General features: G+C 60.9%; 23 protein-coding genes and 1 other RNA gene. 8 read left to right on the forward strand and 16 right to left on the reverse strand.

Annotated features, from left to right (window positions below; translation table 11 throughout):
* Nucleotide 1 precedes the first annotated feature (1 nt).
* From ACR0D8_RS01660 to ACR0D8_RS01715, 12 genes are all read right to left on the reverse strand, one after another.
* Entirely contained in the window at nucleotides 2-1,588 is a 1,587-nt protein-coding gene (locus tag ACR0D8_RS01660; RefSeq protein ID WP_480644194.1) for an ABC transporter substrate-binding protein, read from the reverse strand.
* Nucleotides 1,589-1,712: 124 nt separating this feature from the next.
* Nucleotides 1,713-3,707 carry a CocE/NonD family hydrolase gene (locus tag ACR0D8_RS01665; RefSeq protein ID WP_480644196.1) on the reverse strand — a complete coding sequence of 665 codons (1,995 nt, stop codon included), beginning with the start codon at nucleotides 3,705-3,707 and terminating at the stop codon, nucleotides 1,713-1,715.
* 51 nt (nucleotides 3,708-3,758) lie between these two features.
* Nucleotides 3,759-4,862, reverse strand: a complete 1,104-nt coding sequence (locus tag ACR0D8_RS01670) for a glycerate kinase type-2 family protein (protein ID WP_480644198.1) — start codon at nucleotides 4,860-4,862, stop codon at nucleotides 3,759-3,761.
* Nucleotides 4,862-5,299 carry a D-aminoacyl-tRNA deacylase gene (gene dtd, locus ACR0D8_RS01675; RefSeq protein ID WP_480644199.1) on the reverse strand — a complete coding sequence of 146 codons (438 nt, stop codon included), beginning with the start codon at nucleotides 5,297-5,299 and terminating at the stop codon, nucleotides 4,862-4,864. The genes ACR0D8_RS01670 and dtd overlap by 1 nt, the downstream gene beginning before the upstream one ends.
* 25 nt (nucleotides 5,300-5,324) lie before the next feature.
* Nucleotides 5,325-5,993 carry a nitroreductase gene (locus ACR0D8_RS01680; protein ID WP_480646339.1) on the reverse strand — a complete coding sequence of 223 codons (669 nt, stop codon included), beginning with the start codon at nucleotides 5,991-5,993 and terminating at the stop codon, nucleotides 5,325-5,327.
* Nucleotides 5,994-6,090: 97 nt separating this feature from the next.
* On the reverse strand, nucleotides 6,091-7,179 hold the full coding sequence (locus tag ACR0D8_RS01685; protein ID WP_480644200.1) for a TFIIB-type zinc finger domain-containing protein: 1,089 nt from the start codon (nucleotides 7,177-7,179) through the stop codon (nucleotides 6,091-6,093).
* Nucleotides 7,172-7,633: a hypothetical protein gene (locus ACR0D8_RS01690; RefSeq protein WP_480644202.1), complete on the reverse strand. Its 462-nt coding sequence runs from the start codon at nucleotides 7,631-7,633 to the stop codon at nucleotides 7,172-7,174. Before ACR0D8_RS01690 ends, ACR0D8_RS01685 begins: the two co-directional genes overlap by 8 nt.
* An 87-nt stretch (nucleotides 7,634-7,720) precedes the next feature.
* The gene (locus tag ACR0D8_RS01695; RefSeq protein ID WP_480644204.1) at nucleotides 7,721-8,869 is read right to left on the reverse strand and encodes an SPFH domain-containing protein; all 1,149 of its coding nucleotides are present in this window, start codon (nucleotides 8,867-8,869) and stop codon (nucleotides 7,721-7,723) included.
* Between the two features lie 22 nt (nucleotides 8,870-8,891).
* Nucleotides 8,892-9,848 (reverse strand): DUF2927 domain-containing protein, encoded by a 957-nt coding sequence (locus tag ACR0D8_RS01700; protein WP_480644206.1) that lies wholly within the window; start codon nucleotides 9,846-9,848, stop codon nucleotides 8,892-8,894.
* A 13-nt stretch (nucleotides 9,849-9,861) separates the two neighbouring features.
* Nucleotides 9,862-11,052, reverse strand: coding sequence for a toxic anion resistance protein (locus ACR0D8_RS01705; protein ID WP_480644208.1), 1,191 nt, complete (start codon nucleotides 11,050-11,052; stop codon nucleotides 9,862-9,864).
* Nucleotides 11,053-11,082: 30 nt separating this feature from the next.
* Nucleotides 11,083-11,997: a 5-bromo-4-chloroindolyl phosphate hydrolysis family protein gene (locus ACR0D8_RS01710; RefSeq protein WP_480644209.1), complete on the reverse strand. Its 915-nt coding sequence runs from the start codon at nucleotides 11,995-11,997 to the stop codon at nucleotides 11,083-11,085.
* 175 nt (nucleotides 11,998-12,172) lie between these two features.
* Nucleotides 12,173-13,045: a pseudouridine synthase gene (locus ACR0D8_RS01715; RefSeq protein ID WP_480644210.1), complete on the reverse strand. Its 873-nt coding sequence runs from the start codon at nucleotides 13,043-13,045 to the stop codon at nucleotides 12,173-12,175.
* Between ACR0D8_RS01715 and ACR0D8_RS01720 the strand changes: the two genes are divergently transcribed.
* Nucleotides 13,044-13,493, forward strand: coding sequence for a nucleoside deaminase (locus ACR0D8_RS01720; RefSeq protein ID WP_480644212.1), 450 nt, complete (start codon nucleotides 13,044-13,046; stop codon nucleotides 13,491-13,493). The two genes, ACR0D8_RS01715 and ACR0D8_RS01720, sit on opposite strands and share 2 nt — an antisense overlap.
* 2 nt (nucleotides 13,494-13,495) lie before the next feature.
* On the opposite strand, the gene ACR0D8_RS01725 is transcribed toward ACR0D8_RS01720, so the two are convergent.
* Nucleotides 13,496-14,188 (reverse strand): metal-dependent hydrolase, encoded by a 693-nt coding sequence (locus ACR0D8_RS01725; RefSeq protein WP_480644214.1) that lies wholly within the window; start codon nucleotides 14,186-14,188, stop codon nucleotides 13,496-13,498.
* A gap of 58 nt (nucleotides 14,189-14,246) precedes the next feature.
* On the opposite strand from ACR0D8_RS01725, the gene ACR0D8_RS01730 reads away from it, so the two are divergent.
* Complete coding sequence (locus tag ACR0D8_RS01730; protein ID WP_480644216.1) at nucleotides 14,247-14,903, forward strand: ceramidase domain-containing protein; 657 nt, start codon at nucleotides 14,247-14,249, stop codon at nucleotides 14,901-14,903.
* Here ACR0D8_RS01730 and ACR0D8_RS01735 read toward each other — a convergent pair.
* Together ACR0D8_RS01735 and ACR0D8_RS01740 are read right to left on the reverse strand one after the other, a co-directional pair.
* Nucleotides 14,894-15,457: a DUF4202 domain-containing protein gene (locus tag ACR0D8_RS01735; protein WP_480644218.1), complete on the reverse strand. Its 564-nt coding sequence runs from the start codon at nucleotides 15,455-15,457 to the stop codon at nucleotides 14,894-14,896. The two genes, ACR0D8_RS01730 and ACR0D8_RS01735, sit on opposite strands and share 10 nt — an antisense overlap.
* 144 nt (nucleotides 15,458-15,601) lie before the next feature.
* Complete coding sequence (locus ACR0D8_RS01740) at nucleotides 15,602-15,760, reverse strand: hypothetical protein (protein WP_480644220.1); 159 nt, start codon at nucleotides 15,758-15,760, stop codon at nucleotides 15,602-15,604.
* A gap of 228 nt (nucleotides 15,761-15,988) precedes the next feature.
* On the opposite strand from ACR0D8_RS01740, the gene gatC reads away from it, so the two are divergent.
* The 5 genes from gatC to rnpB all read left to right on the forward strand — a co-directional run bounded on the left by gatC (nucleotide 15,989) and on the right by rnpB (nucleotide 19,693).
* A complete protein-coding gene (gene gatC, locus ACR0D8_RS01745) occupies nucleotides 15,989-16,276 on the forward strand; it encodes an Asp-tRNA(Asn)/Glu-tRNA(Gln) amidotransferase subunit GatC (protein WP_480644222.1) in 288 nt (95 codons plus the stop codon).
* Nucleotides 16,277-16,279: 3 nt separating this feature from the next.
* The gene (gatA, locus tag ACR0D8_RS01750) at nucleotides 16,280-17,767 is read left to right on the forward strand and encodes an Asp-tRNA(Asn)/Glu-tRNA(Gln) amidotransferase subunit GatA (RefSeq protein WP_480644223.1); all 1,488 of its coding nucleotides are present in this window, start codon (nucleotides 16,280-16,282) and stop codon (nucleotides 17,765-17,767) included.
* A 40-nt stretch (nucleotides 17,768-17,807) separates the two neighbouring features.
* Complete coding sequence (locus ACR0D8_RS01755) at nucleotides 17,808-18,515, forward strand: hypothetical protein (protein WP_480644225.1); 708 nt, start codon at nucleotides 17,808-17,810, stop codon at nucleotides 18,513-18,515.
* Nucleotides 18,502-19,176, forward strand: a complete 675-nt coding sequence (locus ACR0D8_RS01760; RefSeq protein ID WP_480646340.1) for an N-acetylmuramoyl-L-alanine amidase — start codon at nucleotides 18,502-18,504, stop codon at nucleotides 19,174-19,176. The genes ACR0D8_RS01755 and ACR0D8_RS01760 overlap by 14 nt, the downstream gene beginning before the upstream one ends.
* Nucleotides 19,177-19,299: 123 nt before the next feature.
* Nucleotides 19,300-19,693: RNase P RNA component class A (rnpB, locus tag ACR0D8_RS01765), an RNA gene on the forward strand.
* An 8-nt stretch (nucleotides 19,694-19,701) separates the two neighbouring features.
* Here rnpB and ACR0D8_RS01770 read toward each other — a convergent pair.
* Nucleotides 19,702-20,034 (reverse strand): GYD domain-containing protein, encoded by a 333-nt coding sequence (locus ACR0D8_RS01770; RefSeq protein ID WP_480644226.1) that lies wholly within the window; start codon nucleotides 20,032-20,034, stop codon nucleotides 19,702-19,704.
* On the opposite strand from ACR0D8_RS01770, the gene ACR0D8_RS01775 reads away from it, so the two are divergent.
* Entirely contained in the window at nucleotides 20,021-20,314 is a 294-nt protein-coding gene (locus tag ACR0D8_RS01775) for a hypothetical protein (protein WP_480644228.1), read from the forward strand. The two genes, ACR0D8_RS01770 and ACR0D8_RS01775, sit on opposite strands and share 14 nt — an antisense overlap.
* The last annotated feature ends 78 nt before the right edge of the window (nucleotides 20,315-20,392 follow it).

Consider the following 20,392-nt stretch of genomic DNA (forward strand, 5'->3'; position numbering starts at 1 on the left):
ATCAGCCGGCCACCCACATCTTCGACGGTGCGTAGAGATCCATCAGGTCAAAGCCCTTGTGATCGTCGACCCAGCCGGTGATCCGGTCCGACGTCGCGCCGATGAAATCATTGAACATCGGGCAGATGAGGCCGCCTTCACCGTGGACGAGCGCGCCCATATCGGCGTACATCTGCGTCCGCTTGGCATCGTCCAGCTCGCCACGCGCATCAACCACCAACTGATCGAAGTTATCGTTGAAGAAGCGGGTGTCGTTCCAGTCCGCCGAGGACAGATAAGCCGTCGAATACATCTGATCCTGAACCGGACGGCCGCTCCAGTAGCTGGTGCAGAAGGGCTGAACGTTCCAGACTTCGGACCAGTAACCGTCATTCGGTTCACGCTTGATATCCAGCGTGATGCCGGCTGCGGCCGCGGATTGCTGGAACAGTGCCGCAGCATCCGGCGCGCCGGGGAACGAGTTGTCCGATGTGCGCAGCGTGATCGGGCCGCTGTGACCGGATTTCTCATAGTGGAACTTGGCTTTGTCCAGATCGTATTCACGCTGCTCAAGCGGCGTGAACAGCGGGTAGGACGCGTTGATCGGGATGTCATTGCCAAGCGAGCCGTAACCAAACAGGATCTTGTCGACCAATTCCTGACGGTTGATGGCGTATTTCAGTGCCAGGCGCAGTTCGTTGTTGTCGAACGGTGCCGTGTTGCAATGCATGATGAACACATAATGGCCCGGTCCGGCTGTCGAATGCACATTGATGCCCGGCGCGCGGCTGACCAGATCAGCGGTTCTGGGCGGCACCCGGTCGATCATGTCGACCTGACCCGACTGCAACGCTGCTACGCGCGCGGTGTTGTCGTTGATAACTACGACCTCGATCGTTTCCGCATGGCCGAGGTTCGGATCCCAGTAGTTGGGGTTCTTTTCGGCGACAAAACGCACGCCCATATCGACTTCTTTCAGCACATACGGGCCTGTGCCGATGGCCGCTGTCGGGTCGTCCTTGCCACCGTTGGGCTGGATCATCAGGTGATAATCGGTCAGCAGATAGGGCAGGTCGGCGTTCGGCGAATCCAGTTCGACGACGAATTTGTCGCCCTCGGCCCGCATTCCCGAAATGCCGCGCAGCAGGCCCAGCGCGCCGGACTTGGTTTCGTCGTTCGAATGACGGTCGATCGTGGCCAGCACATCCTCGGCGGTGACGCTTTTGCCGTTCGAGAAGGTCATGCCTTCGCGGATCTTGAACGTCCAGGTCTTGGCATCTGCCGAGGCCTCGACGCTTTCGGCTACTTTCGGCTCCAGCCCGCCATGCGGAGCCAGCGCCATCAGCGATTCACCCCAAAGGCGGTTGATCATGGTGCCGGTGGTGTTGGTCGTGGTCGCGGGATCAAGGCTGTCGGTCGAGCTGCCGCCCTGAATCCCGGCACGGATCGTTCCGCCTTTGACCGGACCGGCCGCACGTGCCGCATCAGCGAACAGGGTGCTTGCCATCGCCGCAGACACACCCAGCGCCGCGGCCTTCCCCATGAATTCACGGCGGGTCAGCTTGCCGGCGGTGACCTGTCTGGTCATGTGAGTGAGTTGATCGTTCATCCAAAATCTCCCAGTTGATTGGATTGTCGCCCTTTACGGGCTTTTTATTGACGCATGAGTCAAAGTAGGCCGATTTTTGCCCCCTGGGCAAGTTTTATTCGCCATACATTTGGGCGTCGTGAATTCACATCTGATCGCGGGGTACCGAGTCCTCCGTTTCCTTGGAGAATACCAAGGTTTCGCCCTGAAAGGCTTTTATTTTTGCGTTGAGAAAAAAGGTCTCTCGGTCGCACCACATTTCGCAGGATGTTTCGGTCCGAAGGTCAATCCCGTCCCGACTCATCTCCTGCGTCCAGTGGCAAAAACCACGGGCGGTCAGCGGATCGTCCGGATGAATGGACCAGCGTTCATACGCGGTGCCGCCATGTGCCAGCCCATGGTGGTCGTCAGTGACCAGACCAAAGTCATCCTCGATGATCAGGCGCGTTTCGCCCGAGTTCATTTCGGTTTCCACGCGCCTGGAATTGCTGGCCTCGCGCAAGGTTGTGACTTTGCGCGGGCTGTCCGTCTCTGCTGGTGGAAAAATCCATTCATCGGTCTCAGCGGCGATCCGGTTTGGAATAGTGATGTCGCCGCGTGTCAGATGCAGTTCGGTGGCTTCCGGCGAAGGCCAGATCAGCGGCCAGTAGGCGCTGGAGATCGCGACGCGCAAATGGTGCCCGCGGGGCACGCGATAGGCGATGTGGTCCAGATCCAGCGAAACCTCACAAGGCGTGCCTGGCTCCAACGGTATCGGATCGGCATGGTTGTCACGATGGGTCAGGTTCAGAACGCCGTAGGTGATGCGTGTTGACGCCCCGTCCGGGTGGACATGATTCAGCCGGACGGCAATCTGCGCCTGTGGTTGGTCGGCACTGATGCGCAAGCGAATGCGCGGCGCTCCGACAATGTTCAGATCTTCGGTCAGCGGCGCGCTGTCGAAACACGCGGACAAGGCGTCATCGGCACGCTGATCGCCCGGCATGTCAGGACCCAGCCAGATGGCGCAATACTCACCGCCATCTATGCCGCAGGTCTGCGGCGAACGCACCTTGCGGTCCAGCGGGCCATCTTGCCCCAGTCCCCTATCGGTCAGGTGTAGGTTCACACCGGGCAAATGCGACGTGGCGCCCTTGCCTTCAGCGATCCAGTGACCGGGCCTGTTGCTATACCATCGGTGCGGGCGCACACCATCCATCAGATAGACGCGATAGTCCGGATCGCTTTCGACGCCGGTGTCCTGATCCTTCAGCCAGCGGTCCCACCAGCGCAGCGCCTCTTGCAGGAAACCGATCCGGGGTTCGGGTACCGCGAAATGAGGATATTTGTGAACCCAGGGACCAACGATCCCTTTGACCGGCGCGGTCAGCTTTTCCACCAACAGCGGCACGGTATTTTTATACGCATCGCCCCAGCCGCCGATGGCCAGTGTGGCCGCCCGAATCGCGCCGAAATCCTCGCACACGGACCCGTGCTGCCAGTAATTGTCCCGCCTTTGGTGGCGCAGCCAGACCGAGGGCAGAAAGGGCTGATTTTCCAGCCGCTCCAGCCACAAAGCGCGCCAATCCGCGCGCAATGCCGGGTCCGGCGCGCGCGAGGAATAGGACCACATGGTCGCGCCCCAGCCCAGATTCTCGTTCAGCAGGCAGCCGCCCTTGTAGTGGATGTCGTCCGCAAACCGGTCGGCGGTCGAGCACAGGGTGATAATGGCCTTCAGCGGCTCTGGTTGAAGCGCGGCAACCTGAAGCGCGTTGAACCCGCCCCAGCTGATCCCCATCATTCCGACCTTGCCGGTGCACCAGGCCTGTTGCGACAGCCATTGTATGGTCGCCACTGCGTCATCCAGTTCCTGCCGGGTGTATTCATCCTCCATCAACCCTTCGCTGTCGCCGTTTCCGCGCATGTCCACACGGATGCAGGCATAGCCGCGCCTGGCAAACCATGGGTGGGTCAGGGCATCCCGCGTCGCTGTGCCATCGCGCTTGCGATAGGGCAGAAACTCTAGAATGGCGGGGACAGGGTTCCGGTCCGCATCTGTTGGACGCCAGACGCGCGCGGACAGACGACACCCATCGGGCATTTCAATACCAACGTCGGGAAGGTCTTCGATATCTCTCAGCACGTTGGCGGGTTGCGTCATGTCGGCAATGTTCGCGGCTTTTCCGTTGCAGGTACGGTCAAAACCGTCAATTCAATCGCGGATTGCGACAAGCAGATCCATCACATTCGTTCCGGTTGGCCCGGTCACCAGCAACGCATCAGCGCGATCCAGATAGCTGCCGCTGTCGGCCCGCAGCAACGCCGGTTCGGCGTCCGGCCCCCAGGTCGATCCGTCGACAACGGCCCCGGCCGCCTGAGTTGGCCCGTCGGTGCCGTCGGTCCCGCCCACGACCAGCGTTATTCCCTGACAGCCGGATATCTCGCGCGCAAGTTCCAGCGCCAATGCCTGATTGCGCCCGCCGCGACCGGGATTGTCCGGCAGGACAACCGTCGGCTCTCCGCCAAAGACCATGACGCCGCCTGGCATGGCGCGAAGACGCTGGCCCAGCGTTCGGGCCACCTCATGGACGTCGTCATGCAGGCATTCTTCGTTGGCCAGCACGGCGAAACCTTGTGCCTGCGCCATGTCCACAGCCGCCGCGCGCGCATGCGCGTTTGAGGCCACGATCTGTGTTGTGGCCTGAAAATCAACGGTCTCGGGCAAGGTCCCGATCCCCGAGCCGACGACGTTCAGGTCATCGCCGGGCACATCCGAAATCGCCAAAACCGTCGCTCTGCCGCCATGGAAGTGGGAAAGCAGCCCACCGCCCTTAATCCGCGACAGCTTGCGACGCTGTGCGTTCATGGCGGTGATGTCCAGCCCCGAGGCCAGCAGCTTCTTGTTCAGTTGTTCCAGATCGTTCAGGGATTTTCCCGGCAACAGATCCTCGGCCAGTGAGGACGCACCGCCGGACACGAGCAGCAACAGATGCGATTCCGGTGCCATCGCCTCGACGGCCGCGCGCAGTGCTTGCCCGCCCTGAAGGCTGCGATTGTCCGGCACCGGGTGCGAGGCTTCGATCACCGTGACATGGTCCGGAAGGCCCCGCCCGTGTTCATCCTTGGTGACGACCAGAGTGGGGCACGGGCCGAAATGCTCCAGCGCCGCCCTCGCCATAGCGGCGGCCGCTTTGCCGACGGCCAGGATCCGGTCGGGCTCAGGGACCCCGTGCAGCGCTTTGCTGGTCGCGGTATAGCCACCCACGGCGTCGACACCCGCCTGCCATATGCGTATCGCCTGTTGAGCTCTGTCCATCAGCTTTCCATCCAAATCGTGACCGGGCCGTCATTGACCAGTTCAACGGCCATATCTGCACCGAACTGCCCGGTTTCGACGGTTACACCGTGGTCCTGAAGCCGTTGCGCGAAGACCTCGTAAAGATGTTCACCCAGATCCGGCGGGGCGGCTGCGGAAAATCCGGGCCGGTTCCCGCGCGATGTGTCGGCAGCCAGCGTGAACTGGCTTATCACAAGCGCCGACCCTCCGATATCCAGCACGGACCGGTTCATTTTACCCGCGTCGTCTTTGAAAATACGCAATCTGGAAACCTTGGCGGCCAGATGTTCCGCATTTTGTTCGTCGTCCCCCTGCATCGCGCAGACCAGGATCATCAACCCCGGTCCGGTTTGGCCAACGACATTGTCATCGACGGAAACCCTGGCATGCGAAACCCGTTGTATTACAGCGCGCAAATGTCTTCTCCGCTTGGTTTCCTGCTTACCCGACCCAATCCACGATCTCGCTCAGATCGGCGCGATCGGTGCGAAACCCGTTCGCCGGGTGGTCTTTGTCCGCGTATCCGAAGGATATCGCGCATAGGATTATCCGGTCCGCGGGGATGTCGAAATACCGGCGCAGGAACGGGCTGTAGGTGGCAAGGGCCGCCTGCGGAATCGTCGCAACACCCAGCGCCTGAGCCGCCAGCGAAAACGCGGTAACAAACCCGCCGCAATCCATCGTGCCATAAGATCCGAGCTCTGCCGGGTTGGAGACGATGGCGCAATGAGGTGCCCCAAACAGGGCAAAGTTCTGCATCATCTGATTGGCCGAGGCCGCTCGGTCACCACGTTCCACACCCACCGCCTGATACAGCGCCCACCCGCAAGCCCGGCGGCGATCCTGATACACGCCGGAATACGAGGTTGGAAAGGGCAGGTCAGGGGCAGGGGTGCCGGTTGCAGCCTCTTCCAGCATTGCCTTGCGAAATCGGTCGGTTTCTTCCCCGCCGGTGATCTTCACTTGCCACGGCTGGGCGTTGCACCAGCTTGGTACGCGCGCGGCGCTGGCCACAATCTGCTCGATCTGTTCCCGGGGTACCGGATCAGGTCGAAATGCCCGGCAGGAGTGCCGTTCATCCAGCAATCTGTTCAGATCGGTAAGCGTCACACGGGCCTCCCCCTCGGCGTAGACGAGGCGCAGGATGGCGTCAGAGCGCAGGATGTTCAAGCGATTAAGCTGTCTGTCCGGAAAGCTGCGCGCGAGCCTACTGCTGACCCGTTGCCATCAGATACCCGACGCCGGCGGCGACAAGAAGCCCAAGAACAACGGCGATCGTGATCTTGATTGCGGACCAGGGGCGCTCTCCCTGAACGCGCCCGGTGCGCCCGTTCACCACAAAGCGATAGGTCTGCCCGCGATATTTATACGCCGCCATCCAGACCGGCAGCAGGATGTGCTTGAACGTCACGTTCCGCACGTCTGTATCAATCGCATGTATCCGCTGCCGGTCGCCGCCGATGTCGAACCGGACGTCACGCTCGATCACGCGTGCCATATGGCTTCTGGCTTCCTTGTATCCATCCTTCAGTTCAACCGTGTAGGCTTCGGCCCGGAACCCGGCCAGATATTCGGGCTGATAGGGTTCAAGCGCCGGCAGGTCCCAGGGTTCCAGCGCGTCGGTGTAGCTTTTGGGCAGCGAGCGTGAGGCCAGCACCAGAACGTCGTCAAAGAAGCGGGCCACCCGCCCGGATTTCCGGGACCAGCGGACCTTGGCCACCCGCTGCTGCATCCTTTTGCCGTCGCGCATGACGGTTCGGGTTTCGTAATAGACAACGCCGCGCTCGCCCCGATAGCTGGATTGGGTGTCCGCGTCGAAGGTCCAGTAAGGCACATAGATGCCCTGCATCTTGCGGCCCTTGCGGGCATAGTCCTGCAAACCGTTCGGGGCAAACCACAGGCGGCCCAGCCATTTGTTCATGGCCTTATGCGCGGTGCGCTCGTCCAGCGCAAAGGGCAAAACACCCCGGGGTTTGATGTGCCGGCTTACCCCGGTATCCGTCACAACCGGTGTTGCGCAGAACGGGCATTCCGCAGCATGGGTGTCGGGGTCAAATTCGACCTGAGCCGCACAGTTCGGGCAGGACAGCACGCGGGTTTCTTCGATTTCGCTGTCCGGTAGCCTGTCCGCTAGCGCCGCGTCGAAATCCAGTTCCTTCAGGCTGGCCCCGCCCCACGGCCCGGCACCAATCGCCTCGGAATGTCCGCAATGGTCACAGGTCAGCGTCCCGTCGCCCGGGTCGAACCGGTAATCGGCACCGCATTGGTCGCAGGGAAAACGGTGTTCGTCAGTCATATGCCCGAGCCTTCTGCGTGCCGCCCAATCCGGGGCCGACCATAGCGCGAATTGCGAGGGCAACGACAATGCAGGCTGCGATAAACCAGGCCGATCTTTGCGTCACGTGCCACCACCCAAAGGGGGTCAGGATGCCGTCAACCCGGCTTACTTGATCGCCACTGCCGATCTGAGATAAAAAGTTTGGGTTTAGCGATACCATCAATCCAAACAGGCGCCCGATTGCGATGCCAGTTAAGGTCAGAACCAGACCTATGGTTGCGCCCCAAAACGACGCCCGCCTATATGTCACGTTCGTTTGCATCAACCGCCGTAGGAACGGTGCCACAACGATCCATGCCGCAATGAAAGCGATCGGTAGTCCGACAACTGCAAATGGGGGCACAAGTCCGTACACAGCCCCCCAGCCACCGTTACTCAGGGCGCTGACGAAAATAGGAATGCCAATCGCCATCAGCCAGCCCAACAGGGCGGACAAGTTGACTGCCCACAGGAACTGGCGATCAGAATAGGGGGGCTGGTCGGACTTTCCCTTCAAAACTCACGCTCCGGGCGGTGGCGGCGGCAGGATCGTGAACAGCTGCGCCAGTTCCTGCACATCTCCGGCCTTTTTCCAGCCGTCTTGCCCGGCGGTCCAGACGTGGGTTTCGCGGGTGATCTCTCCGTCCGTGGCCATGCGCCCCATCTTGGCTTTCGAGAACGGCCCGCTGGTCTGACCGTCCACCGCGATATGCCAGACATGCTCGACCGGCGGAGGGGGCGGCGGCGCCGCATGCGCCGCTGGTTGCGGGGCAGCGGGGGCGGAACCGCCCCACGGGCCGCTTGGCTGACCCGCTGCTATGTTGGCCATCTGGTTGGCCATTGCCATGCCCATGCCCATACCCAGACCAGCACCCATGCCGCCGCCCTGGCCGGGGTTGTTGGCTGCTGCCGTCATCGCTTCGGCCGCAGAATACTGGGTGAACTTGCCCAGATCACCGGCCAGCCCCATCGACGTCCGCTTGTCCAGCGCGGCCTCGACCGCAGGCGGCAGCGAGATGTTTTCGATATAGAATTCCGGCATTTCCAGCCCATAGCCGTCCAGTACCGGAGACACCTCGGCTGCGATCAGCTTGCCCAGATCCGCGGTATTGGCCGCCATGTCCAGAACCGGGATACCGGACCCGGCGATCACGCGGCTGAATTCCTGCACGATGATGTTGCGGATCTGGAAACTGATCTCATCCATCGTGAACTCACCATCTGTGCCCACAATCTCAACCAGGAATTTGGCCGCATCCTTGACCCGTATTGTATAGGTGCCGAAAGCCCGGATGCGGGTCGGGCCGAATTCCGGATCGCGCAGCATGATCGGGTTCTTGGTGCCCCATTTCAGGTCATTAAAGCGCGTCGTGTTGACGAAATAAATCTCGGACTTGAACGGAGACTGAAAGCCGTGATCCCAGTGCTGTAAAGTCGTCAGGATCGGCATGTTGTTGGTCTCAAGCATATAGAGACCCGGGGTGAAGACGTCGGCCAGTTGCCCTTCATGCACGAACACCGCCGCCTGACCTTCACGAACGGTCAGTTTGGCACCGTATTTGATCGCGTGTCCTTCGCGCTCGAACCGCCAGACCATGGTGTCGCGGGTGTCATCGACCCAATGAATGACGTCAATGAATTCTCCGGTCAGAAAATCGAAAATGCCCATTTGGGGTCTCCTCTTCTGGGGCTCAGAGCGGCTGGCCCATCAATTCACGCGCGATGATCCGCACCACAGGGCGGGCTTCGTCAGCCGATACGCCCGCGTTCAGACGCTCATCGTAAAGAAGCGCCAGCAGTTTTTCGTCATGACTGGTCAGCAATGCAAACTCGTCATCGTCGTTAAAGATCGAAGGCCGGGCGGCCGGGCTGTCATTGGGAAGGCCAAGCCCCTGCGCGATCTCTTCGTGTATGCAACTCAGGCGCAACAGGTCCGCATTTTCGGCCCGGATATATGCCACCGCCTTCTTTATGGAATGCGTGTCACCGCGATGCACGAATGTGAAAACAAAGCAGTAATACGGCTTTTGAAGGTTTCTTATCAGGTCCAGCCTGTCCTGCGGAATGTCGGGGATCAGCTCCCGCAGCCGTCTCTGGGCATAGGCCGTGTCGTCCTGTCCGGAAATGAAGACGATAAAATTACCGTCACGATCCGCGCTTCGGATCCGGTGACCGGTCGCGTTCTGAAGCCGGGCGGCATAAGCCTCGATTTTCGATCGGTCCGCCGCGCGTTTGTCAGGCGCCACGCTTGGACCGAATTCAGTCATGATGCGGATCGGGTTTTTCCACCGGCTGAGCTTGATGGCAGAAGGTCCGCCCGTGAACGCGCCCGACCGGCCCGAATGTTCGTTCACAAAGGCGATCACCTCGAAATTTCGGGCCAGATCCTCGGCATCATAGGGGGTATCCGGGCCGCCGCCATCGGTCCGCAGCAGACCGCGCGCCACAAGATCGTTTTCAATCCTTTGGTAATACCGGGCCAGATCCTGACTGGCCGCGGATGCAGGGACATAAGCGTTTGGAACCGGTGTCGGTGCCACCGGGCGCTGCTCGGGAACAACGGAAGATGTCAGCGCTTCGTCGCAGCCGACCAGCGCCAGCAGTGACGCCAAGCCCAGCAGAGGCCGCAGATATCCCCGAGTTAGCACGTCCTGTCCGCCGTCAGCCCGGAACCGCTGTTCCGGCGTTGTCGCCGGTTCCGTCCCGGCGCGCCTTGGCTGCGGCCAGCGTATCGCGCAGTTCGGTCTCCATCTTCTGCAACTCCTGCTCGGCGGCGGCGCGTTTGGCCTTGCCTTCGTCGGCAATCGCCAGGCTTTCGTTGATGGTGCCGATCAGATCCGCGTTGGCCTGTTTGACCGCTTCGATGTCGAACACACCGCGTTCCATTTCCTCGCGGATCATCTTGTTCGATTCGCGCAGATTTGCGGCGTTGGAAGTCAAAAGTTCATTCGTCAGATCATTGGCATCGCGCACGGCAGCGGCAGCTTCGGCGCTGCGCTGGATGGTGACGGCCTGTGCCAGCTGCGTTTCCCACAGCGGCACGGTGTTGACCAAAGTCGAGTTGATCTTGGTGACCAGCGATTTGTCGTTTTCCTGAACCAGCCGGATCGAAGGCAGCGATTGCATCGTCACCTGTCGCGTCAGTTTCAGATCATGCACCCGGCGTTCCAGATCATCCCGCGCGGCGCGCAGGTCACGCAGTTCCTGCGCCTTCATGACCTGTTCGTCCTCGGTGGCGGCCTGAACCTCGGCTTCCTTTTCGGGGATATCGTGGCTGTCCAGCTCGGTCAGTTTCTCCTCACCCGCCGCAATATAGAGCGCCAGTTCGTCGTAGAAGCCCAGCGTCTTTTCGTACAGCAGGTCGAGCGACTTGATATCTTTCAGCAAGGTATGTTCATGGCCCAGAAGATCATCAGTGATCTTGTCGATCTGGTCCTGAACCTGTTCGAACTGGGCGGTGAATTTGGCAAACGGCGCGGCTTTGCCCAGCAGTTTTTCCCACCAGCTGCGTTCGCGGCGCACATCCAGTTCACTGACCGAAAATCCCCGGATCGTGGTCACGATGTTGCGCAGGCTGTCGCCGGCAGGGCCGACATCCTTGTTGCGTACATCGGCCAGCATGGCCTGGCTGATTTCCTGTAACTCGGCCTGCGCGGACGATCCGAAAGAGACGATGGAATTGGTGTTGTCCATGTCGATCTCGCCCATGCGCTTGCGAATCTCGGCACTGACGGGGTCGTCCGCTTCTTCCAGCGAGACGATTTCCGCAGTCGGATCGGGCAGGGCGACGGCGGTTACTTCCTGAACCAGGGTTTCGGCCTCGACCGCCTTGTTCTTGATCTCATCGGACATGGGGATAATCCTCTCACAAATTTTTGCCGGTCAGTCCAACCGGACACCTTCGCGTTGCAGCCGCTCGCGCAACACGTCAATTTCAACCGTCAGATCGCTGCGGTCATCCAAAAGCATCTTGCGGGTGCGGGCCGCGAAATTCTGTTCAAGATCGTCCAGCAGGGACGAATAATCCTTCAGCGCCTGCGCGTCACGGGTACGGGCATACACATCGGCAAACTTGACCGTCGCGTCGCGCGCGCCCTGCAGATAGACCGTCAGGTATTTGCGCGCACCCGCCAGATCGCGCGGGTCCTCCTCGACCGTGCGGAACAGATCGCGGGCGGTGTCCTGAAACTGTTCGACCCGCGCTTCGATCCTGCGGTCGCCGGCGCGTTTGATTGCATCCGTCATCTCGGTCAGGTGGGTTTCCGCGTCCTCGACCACGCGGGCGACGCGATCCTGCTGAAACGTGTCGATGCCTTCCATCCCCTTGTCTTTAAGCGGATCCAATCCGAAGGAGACCGAATGCAGAACGGTTGCGACCGCGCCGAACAGAACCGGAGCGATCAGGCTGGCCTCGGACGCGGTGGCTGCGTCCAGAAACTCGGTGCGATAAGACGCCAGACCGGCACCCAGACCCGTCAGGATGCTGGAGAATATCTTTCTGGGAAATGCAGGTCGCCGCGCGGTACGCCGGGCATTAAACGCAGCCTCGGCGCGCAGCCCTTCGCGCAGCAGAAAAGCCGCAGCCGTCAGCAGGCCGGCCGCGATCAGGCCGATGGTCATCCCGATTGCGCCGTCATTCAGTGACAGGAATACCAAAGGGACCGCGGGCAGAAACAGAAGATTTGCACGTGCGCCTGCCGGTTCAACCCGGGCGCCGTCAAACTGGCCGCGTCTGGGCTGCTCTGACGAGTCAGGGTCACCCTGTGGGCTGAATTTTCCGCCATAGCGTTTGGCCATGCGCCTACAAGCCCCCCAATACGCCGGTGCAAACACCAAACAGCAGCGCCAGCAGCGCAACGTAGGCCAGTTTCTGTACTCCGGTTCCGGACATGGCGCCCCCCAAAGACAACCTTCAGGGAAAATCTAGGGGATGAGAGGCCCCGGCGCTAGGGGAAAGGTTGCCTAACCTGCGTCACTTGCGAGGTTTCTTGCCGACCGGGGGCCGTTTTCGTTGCGGTCTGCCGGGGCGTTTCGTCGCGGGGTCCGGCTCTGGGTCCAGGCCCAGCTGATCGCGCATCACGCGGCGGCGGATTTCTTCAACCTCGCCGGGTTTCAGATTTCCCAGCTGGAACGGTCCATAGGACACCCGCAACAGGCGGTTTACCGTAAACCCGATATCCTCCATCGCGCGGCGGATTTCGCGATTCTTGCCTTCGCGCAGGCCGATGGTCAGCCATGCATTCGCCCCTTGCTGACGGTCCAGCGAGACGGTCATCGGCTGAAACCGTTCACCTTCGATGACCAGACCCTGACGCAGGGGGGCAAAATCCTCGTCCTTGGGGCGGCCGTTGACGCGCACACGGTATTTGCGCAGCCATCCGGTGGCGGGCAGCTCCAGCTTGCGCTTGATGCCGCCATCATTGGTCAACAGCAGCAGACCTTCGGAATTCAGGTCCAGCCGGCCGACGCTCATGACACGGGGCATGTCCTCGGGCAGGTTGTCGAAGATCGTTGCGCGGCCTTTTTCGTCGCGTGTTGTCGTCACCAGACCGGAGGGTTTGTGATACAGCCACAGGCGCGAGGGTTCCGGCTCGGACACCGGTTTGCCGTCAACGGTGATCTTGTCCTTGGCAGTGACGTTCAGCGCGGGGCTGTCGATGACCTTGCCGTTCACCGCAACCCGACCGGCTTCGATCATGCGTTCGGCTTCACGGCGCGAGGCGACGCCCGCGCGGGCAAGGGTTTTGGCGATCCTGTCGCCGGGAGGAGGGGTGTTGCTCATCCGCAGGCCATAGCGCATCCCGTCCGCTTGCGAAAGACAGGTTTCTGATGCAGTCAGGGGCATGGAGTTCAAATCGCACATGAATGCCGCGCTGGAACAGGCGCGCGCGGCCGCGAAACGCGGAGAGGTCCCGGTTGGCGCCGTTGTCGTATCCGCCGATGGCCGGATTGTGGCGGCGGCTGGCAACCGAACGCGCGAACTGAACGACCCGACGGCTCATGCCGAAATTCTGGCGTTGCGGTCCGCCTGTGCCGCAGCCGGGTCCGAGCGTCTGCCGGATCACGACCTCTATGTCACGCTGGAACCCTGCGCAATGTGCGCAGCGGCACTGGCGGCGGCGCGAATCCGGCGCATCTATTACGGCGCTGCCGATCCGAAATCTGGCGGCATCGCCCATGGCGCGCGGGTTTTCACCCATTCGCAGGCGCACCATTCACCCGAGGTCTACGACGGTATCGGAGGGCAGGAGGCCGCCGAACTGCTAAAGGAATTCTTCGCCGCGAGGCGGTGATCCTACAGGGAAATGGCCTGCATGATCTCGGGCTCGATCACGTCGACGCCGGGCAACCCATCCGCCAGCGCCTGTGCGGATTGTTCCAGAATCGGGAAGGTCTTGTAGTGGCAGGGAATCACGGTCTTGAAGTTAAAATACCGTCTGGCCGCGTAAGCCGCCCCTTTCATGTCCATCGTGAAATGCCCCCCCGCCGACAAAATGCCGATATCGGGTTTGTAATAGTCTCCCATCCAGTCCATGTCGGCCATGATATCCGTATCACCGGACAGATAGACCATGTGACCCTCGGACGCGATCATGAAGCCTACCTCGCTGCCACCGGTCCGCAGCCCTTCGGGCGTTGAGAAAGTCGAACTGTGTGAGGCGGGCACCATCGACACCTTGATACCGTTCAGGTGCACCGTGCCGCCCTTGTTGTAGCCGATGGTTTCCAGCCCTTCGGCCTCGCTCCAATACCCCATCAGATCATACTGACCGACAACCGGTACGTTCAGGTGTTTGGCCAGTGAAACCACGTCGGCCACGTGGTCGAAATGCGTGTGGGTCAGAAGGATATGCGTCGCCCCGTCCAGTGCGTTGTCGTGATGCTCTTCCGACAGGACCGGGTTGCCGGTCAGCCATGGGTCGATCAGCAGAACCTGCCCTTGTGTTTCAATGCGGAAGCTACCGTGGCCCAGCCAGATGATATTCATAAAAAATCCTCCCAATCAGCCTGTTGGCATCAACCTAGCATCGGCTATGTAAAATTTCATGGACTGGTTGCAGGAAATTGACGGCTATTGCGAGCGTGTGTCGCCCGCCTATTGGGCCGAGCCGATAAACGCCGTCACAAACGCGGCTTTTCTGATCGCGGCGATTGTCATGTGGCGTCGGGTGCGGGGGCAGGGGATACCTCTGGCAATGGTGCTGATTGGCATTCTGGCCGCCATCGGGATCGGCAGCTATTTGTTTCACACCCATGCTCAGGTCTGGGCCGCAATGGCGGATGTTGTGCCGATCCTGCTTTACATTCTGGTCTATATCTTCGCGATCAATCGCGACGTCTGGCAGATGAGGCCGCTGACAGCCGGGATAGTGACGGCATTGTTTTTCCCTTATGCGGCTGCAACCATTCCTCTGTTTCAGCTTGTTCCGGGGCTGGGTGGGTCAGCCGGTTATGCCCCGGTCCCGCTCTTGATCCTGATCTATGCGTTCCTTCTGCGCGACAGGACGCCTGAGACGGCCCGAGGGCTAGCGATCGGCGCGGCAATCCTGATCGCCTCGATCACGTTTCGGGCGCTTGACGAACCTCTTTGCGGATTGGTGCCGACCGGCACGCATTTCATGTGGCACATCCTGAATGCCACCATGCTGGGATGGATGATCGAGGTCTACAAATCGCACCTTTTGCGCGCGTCTCAGCCCTGAAACGCCGCCGCGAGGTCTTCCGGCAAGTCGAATTCCGACAAAACGCGCGCGCGACCGTCGGCTGACATTTTGCGGGCGGTTTTTTCGACAATGCGCTGGATTTTTTCGGCCGAGTGTTTGGCGGCGAAAGGCGCGAAATACCATTTGAGAAAAACGAAACAAATGACGTCTTCCAGCGCCTGCACCTCGGCATCGCGCTTGATGCCCTGTTTGCGCAGCATGCGACCGGCAGTTTCCGCCTCATCCGCGCCGTACCCCTCCTGTTCCATCATCGCCATGACCACGTCGGCATGGTAAACGCCCTGCGCCTTGCGCCACGCCAGGTACCCTGCGCGGCCCTCGGGATATTCGCTGCGCGCCAGCTTCCAGCGCTCGACATGCTGACCGTGTGCCGCAATTTGCAACAGGTCCGACGCATCGGGAAAAAGTCTGTTGAGTTCGGCGCTCATCCGCTGGCCGTAAAGCAGGGCGGCAGGCTGGCCGTCTTCCTGATTGGGGTCTTGCCTGTTGGCGGCGTCAATCGCCTCCAGTACCGCTTGCATGCGTGCGCTCATCTTCCGCTCCGTCAGAATGCCGGGTCTGTTCGACAGCCCGGCGGGTCGTTCAGCGGTATCGTAACGGCTTGCTGCGGCAAGTGCAGTAGCCAATTGCAGGTTGTCCGGGCCGATTGTGGCTTGACCGGCCCGGACCGAGGGGGGTTACTTATCCAGTTTCGTCTGATCTTTCGTGACGGTCCCCGAGATCGGCTCGGGGAAGCTCAGATCCCGCGTCAGGCTGTCCATGGTGGGCCCGAATGCCTGAGCCTGCGCTGCAAGAACTGTGGTGGCCAATACAAAGGCTGTCATGAACGTTTTCATTTTCTTTCTCCGGTTTAGGCTGTGCCATACAGTTCGAAATGAACAGTACAGTTTAGTTTTTCAAGAAGGAAAGTGAACTAATCAGTTCACTTTGGTGTATAGGGGATATGCAAATTTGAATGGCAGCCCTCTAAGCCGGAACAGGCCATGGGCGATATCCGCCGCCGGGCGGTCTTGCGACCCGGGCATCAGACAGGTAAATGCCCCCTAACGCATATGAGGTTTCCCATGTCGATTGACCAAAGCACCGCCGCCAAGGTGGCCAAACTGGCCCGGATCAAGGTCGAGGATGACGCGCTGCCGGCGCTGGCATCCGAGTTCAACACCATTCTTGGGTTCATCGAGCAACTGAACGAAGTGGATGTCGACGGGGTCGAGCCGATGGTCTCGGTCGAACCGATGCGCCTGAAACGTCGCGAGGATGTGGTCACCGACGGCAACCAGCAGGCCAAGGTTCTGGCCAACGCCCCCGACGCCCGCGAAGGGTTCTTCGCAGTCCCCAAAGTGGTGGAGTAAGACATGAGCGATCTGAACAAACTGGGCCTGGCCGAGGCCCGCGACGCGCTGCGCAAGGGTGACGTGACCTCGGTTGAACTGACTGAATCCTGCCTGAAGGCCATTGATGACGCCGACGCGCTGAACGCTTTTGTTCACAAAACGCCCGAGATCGCGCTGGAACGCGCCAAGGCAGCGGATGAGCGGATCAAGGCGGGCGATGCGCCCTCGATGTGTGGTCTGCCGATCGGCATCAAGGACCTGTTCTGCACCAAGGGTGTGGCGTCACAGGCTGCCTCGAAAATTCTGGAGGGGTTCAGGCCCGAATACGAATCCACCGTGTCGCAGCAATTGGCCGATTCCGGTGCCGTAATGCTGGGCAAGTTGAACATGGACGAATTCGCCATGGGTTCGTCCAACGAAACCTCGGTCTACGGCAATGCGGTCAGCCCTTGGCGGCGCGGCAATGACGATGCGCAGCTGACACCCGGCGGTTCGTCCGGTGGATCAGCGTCGGCTGTGGCGGCTGATCTGTGTCTGGCGGCCACCGGTACCGACACCGGCGGCTCGATCCGTCAACCCGCTGCGTTTGTCGGGATCACGGGCATCAAACCGACCTACGGGCGCTGCTCGCGCTGGGGAATTGTGGCCTTTGCTTCCTCGCTGGATCAGGCCGGTCCGATGACCAAAAATGTGCGCGACGCGGCGATCATGTTGGAAACCATGTGCGGTCACGATCCCAAGGATTCCACCAGCGCCGAACTCGCCGTCCCGAATTTCGAGGCTATGCTGACCGGCGATATCAAAGGCAAGAAGATCGGTATCCCCAAAGAATACCGCATGGACGGCATGCCCGCCGAGATCGAAAAGCTCTGGGCCGATGGCGCGGCGATGCTGAAAGACGCAGGTGCCGAAATCGTCGATATTTCGCTGCCGCACACCAAGTACGCGCTGCCTGCGTACTATGTGATTGCACCGGCCGAGGCCTCCTCGAACCTCGCCCGCTATGACGGTGTCCGCTATGGCCGTCGCGCGCAACTGGCGCAGGGCGACGGCATCACCGAGATGTACGAAAAAACCCGCGCCGAAGGGTTCGGTCATGAGGTGCAGCGCCGTGTCATGGTCGGAACTTACGTGCTGTCGGCAGGCTTCTACGATGCCTACTACAACCGCGCCCGTCGCGTCCGCACACTGATCAAGAAAGACTTCGAAGATGTCTTCGCTGCTGGCGTCGATGCCATCCTGACCCCGGCCACGCCGTCTGCGGCTTTTGGTCTGGGAGAGATGACCGAGGCCGATCCGGTTCAGATGTACCTGAACGACGTTTTCACGGTGACCGTGAACCTGGCTGGCCTGCCCGGCATCTCGGTGCCGGCCGGCCTCGACAAACAAGGGCTGCCGCTTGGCCTGCAACTGATCGGTCGCCCGTGGGACGAAGGCGATCTGCTCAACACGGCCTATGCGCTGGAAAGCGCCGCCGGGTTTGTGGCCAAGCCGGGGAAATGGTGGTAATCCTCTGAGCAGGCAAGACAACGCAAGACGGAGCAGCTGGATGCGCTTTACGCTTCTGATCCCCGCAATCGGGCTTGTGGCCGCCTGCGACACGGTGGCCCCTGTCAACGGGACGGATTTCAACACCCCGGCCTATCAGGCGCAGCGCGAGGCTCAGCTTGCGGGGCAGGGGTATACCGGCAATCCGTTGCTTGGCCCGGTTGAGGTGTCTGAACAGCAACTGGGCGCGCCCGGCACGACATCCCCGCTGCCGACCGGTGACAATGCAGACATCGCGTCGGCAACCGCCGCCGCACTGGCCAGCACCTCCGGCCAGGAAACGGCCGTGCCGCCCGTGGCGCCAGTCCCCAGCAATAACGCAATATCCGATGAGCAGGATTTCGAAGCCGTATCGGGACGCCGCACCATCGAAACCGACGCGGCGCGGATCGAACAGAACCGCCAGACCTATGAGGTCGTCGCGCCAACGGCGGTTCCGCAACGCGGTACGGATGGTCAGCCCAATATCGTTCAATATGCGCTGAACACGTCGAACCCGGTGGGAACCCAACTCTACAGCCGCGCAGGGTTTAACCTGCAAGCCAAGGCGCAGCGCAATTGCGCCCGCTACCCGTCAGCCGATCAGGCCCAGATCGAGTTTCTGGCCAATGGCGGCCCCCAGCGTGACCGCAAGGGTCTGGATCCCGATGGCGACGGCTACGCCTGCGGCTGGGATCCCAGCCCGTTCCGCAGTGCTGTCAACAACTGATCCGCAGACGCCAATCTGGCACCCGTCGCCCAATTTCGGTCCGCGCCGGGATGGGCTGACCCCGTCCCTGATTGTCCTCCACTATACCGCGATGGACAACGCACAGGCCGCGCTGGAGCGGTTGTGCGATCCTGCTTGTGAAGTATCCGCCCATTACCTGATAGGTGCTGAAGGCACGCTCTGGCAGATGGTGCGCGAGGGGGACCGCGCATGGCATGCCGGGGCGGGGGAATGGCACGGGGTGGCCGACATCAATTCCCGCTCGGTCGGCATTGAGTTGGACAACCGAGGTGATCATCCGTTTTCCGCCCCGCAAATGTCGGCGCTGGAACAGCTTCTGATGGCGGTAATGACGCGTTGGGGAATTGCGGCCGAAGGTGTGATCGGCCATTCCGACATGGCACCAGGCCGAAAGACCGATCCCGGCCCCCGGTTTGATTGGCAGCGGCTGGAATGTCAGGGCCTGGCCGCCAGGCGCGGCACAGCGGCGCCCGCAGCACCGGCCGCGTTTCAAACACTTGCCCGCCGCCGGGGATACACAGCAGTTGTTGACGACGAAACACTGTTGTCTGCGGTCCGCCTGCGCTATCGACCATGGGCCACCGGCCCATTGCACGCGGATGATCTTGCGCCGCTGGGCGGGTTACATGATCCGACCTGATCCGCTCTTCATCTGGCCGGAAATACCTCGGGGTTGAATTGGCCGCAGGCCAAGAAGGGGCTGGCCCCTTCACCCCCCATCCACCCTTGACGCCGCCGGGCACACATCCTACCCAACCCACGCGCGGAGGGCCGGATGGCCGCTGGGGTCGCAAGGCCCGAGAGGAAAGTCCGGACTCCACAAGACAACGGTGCCGGGTAACGCCCGGGCGGGGCAACCCGACGGAAAGCGCCACAGAAATCAGACCGCCTCGTATTCGGGGTAAGGGTGAAACGGTGGGGTAAGAGCCCACCGCGCCGCTGGCAACAGTGGCGGCACGGCAAGCCCCACCGGGAGCAATGCCAAATAGGGTCCCCGCGCGGGCCGGTCGGCGTCAGCCGATACCGCCGCTAAGCGCGTCTTGGCCGAGAGGGACCGGGTTGGCAGCTTGAGCCGCGCAGCAATGCACGGCCTAGAGGAATGGTCATCGAAGGGGGCAACCCCGGAACAAGATCCGGCTTACAGGCCCTCCGCGCAATACCCCGATCAACCGCCAGGTGGCGTGTAGGCCCGGGTCAATTCAGCCGCCTTTTCCGTGATTGCCACAAAGTCATCCGCGGTCCAGGCCCGAACGGTCTCGATCTTTTCAACCGCACCGGAGGCCGCCACCGCCATACCGACCGCAACCGCGTCTGTCCCATCAGGCGCATCGCTGATCACGACCACATCATTTGATCCTGTCGTCATGTAAAAGGCTAACAGCTTGCCGCCAACTTTTTCCAGCAATTGCTTCACCGGTCCGGTTCTGTTTGCAGGCTTTTGCAGCATACCCTGAATGCCAGCCTTGGAATATGAAGCGTAGGTAATGAATACAGGCATAAATGTCCTCCCTGGATCAATATTTTGGAAAAGTGAAACTGGTCAATTCCCTACCGGAATTGCCTATGCGGTCACGAAGCCCCCAGAATCGCCGCGTAAAATCACTGCCTACAGCGGTCGCGCGCCTGTCCGTAATGCCTCGATGAGCGAGCCTGAAAAATGGCTTCTTCCTTGCAATACGAAGGGCACATATCAGGAAATTGCAATTTGTTCAAATCTGGCGCGCAAACTACAAGCCAATGCTGAAATTGGCGTGCTAACCTTAGCCTTATGGTCGTGAGCCCGGCAGGCCCTCTGAAGCCTCGGTTTCTCGGATACCCGAATAATGTTATCGTTCAGACCAATCACGCTTTACCTG

The sequence above is a fragment of the Ruegeria sp. BG10 genome (genome assembly GCF_056538575.1).

Excerpts from the sequence above, each read along its gene's own strand:
- ACR0D8_RS01660 (WP_480644194.1), bottom strand. The coding sequence starts at position 1,588 with ATGAACGATCAACTCACTCACATGACCAGACAGGTCACCGCCGGCAAG.
- ACR0D8_RS01665 (WP_480644196.1), bottom strand. The coding sequence starts at position 3,707 with ATGACGCAACCCGCCAACGTGCTGAGAGATATCGAAGACCTTCCCGAC.
- ACR0D8_RS01670 (WP_480644198.1), bottom strand. The coding sequence starts at position 4,862 with ATGGACAGAGCTCAACAGGCGATACGCATATGGCAGGCGGGTGTCGAC.
- ACR0D8_RS01685 (WP_480644200.1), bottom strand. The coding sequence starts at position 7,179 with ATGACTGACGAACACCGTTTTCCCTGCGACCAATGCGGTGCCGATTAC.
- ACR0D8_RS01690 (WP_480644202.1), bottom strand. The coding sequence starts at position 7,633 with ATGGCGATTGGCATTCCTATTTTCGTCAGCGCCCTGAGTAACGGTGGC.
- ACR0D8_RS01695 (WP_480644204.1), bottom strand. The coding sequence starts at position 8,869 with ATGGGCATTTTCGATTTTCTGACCGGAGAATTCATTGACGTCATTCAT.
- ACR0D8_RS01705 (WP_480644208.1), bottom strand. The coding sequence starts at position 11,052 with ATGTCCGATGAGATCAAGAACAAGGCGGTCGAGGCCGAAACCCTGGTT.
- ACR0D8_RS01710 (WP_480644209.1), bottom strand. The coding sequence starts at position 11,997 with ATGGCCAAACGCTATGGCGGAAAATTCAGCCCACAGGGTGACCCTGAC.
- ACR0D8_RS01720 (WP_480644212.1), top strand. The coding sequence starts at position 13,044 with ATGGAGTTCAAATCGCACATGAATGCCGCGCTGGAACAGGCGCGCGCG.
- ACR0D8_RS01715 (WP_480644210.1), bottom strand. The coding sequence starts at position 13,045 with ATGCCCCTGACTGCATCAGAAACCTGTCTTTCGCAAGCGGACGGGATG.
- ACR0D8_RS01725 (WP_480644214.1), bottom strand. The coding sequence starts at position 14,188 with ATGAATATCATCTGGCTGGGCCACGGTAGCTTCCGCATTGAAACACAA.
- ACR0D8_RS01730 (WP_480644216.1), top strand. The coding sequence starts at position 14,247 with ATGGACTGGTTGCAGGAAATTGACGGCTATTGCGAGCGTGTGTCGCCC.
- ACR0D8_RS01735 (WP_480644218.1), bottom strand. The coding sequence starts at position 15,457 with ATGAGCGCACGCATGCAAGCGGTACTGGAGGCGATTGACGCCGCCAAC.
- ACR0D8_RS01740 (WP_480644220.1), bottom strand. The coding sequence starts at position 15,760 with ATGAAAACGTTCATGACAGCCTTTGTATTGGCCACCACAGTTCTTGCA.
- gatC (WP_480644222.1), top strand. The coding sequence starts at position 15,989 with ATGTCGATTGACCAAAGCACCGCCGCCAAGGTGGCCAAACTGGCCCGG.
- gatA (WP_480644223.1), top strand. The coding sequence starts at position 16,280 with ATGAGCGATCTGAACAAACTGGGCCTGGCCGAGGCCCGCGACGCGCTG.
- ACR0D8_RS01755 (WP_480644225.1), top strand. The coding sequence starts at position 17,808 with ATGCGCTTTACGCTTCTGATCCCCGCAATCGGGCTTGTGGCCGCCTGC.
- ACR0D8_RS01775 (WP_480644228.1), top strand. The coding sequence starts at position 20,021 with ATGAATACAGGCATAAATGTCCTCCCTGGATCAATATTTTGGAAAAGT.
- ACR0D8_RS01770 (WP_480644226.1), bottom strand. The coding sequence starts at position 20,034 with ATGCCTGTATTCATTACCTACGCTTCATATTCCAAGGCTGGCATTCAG.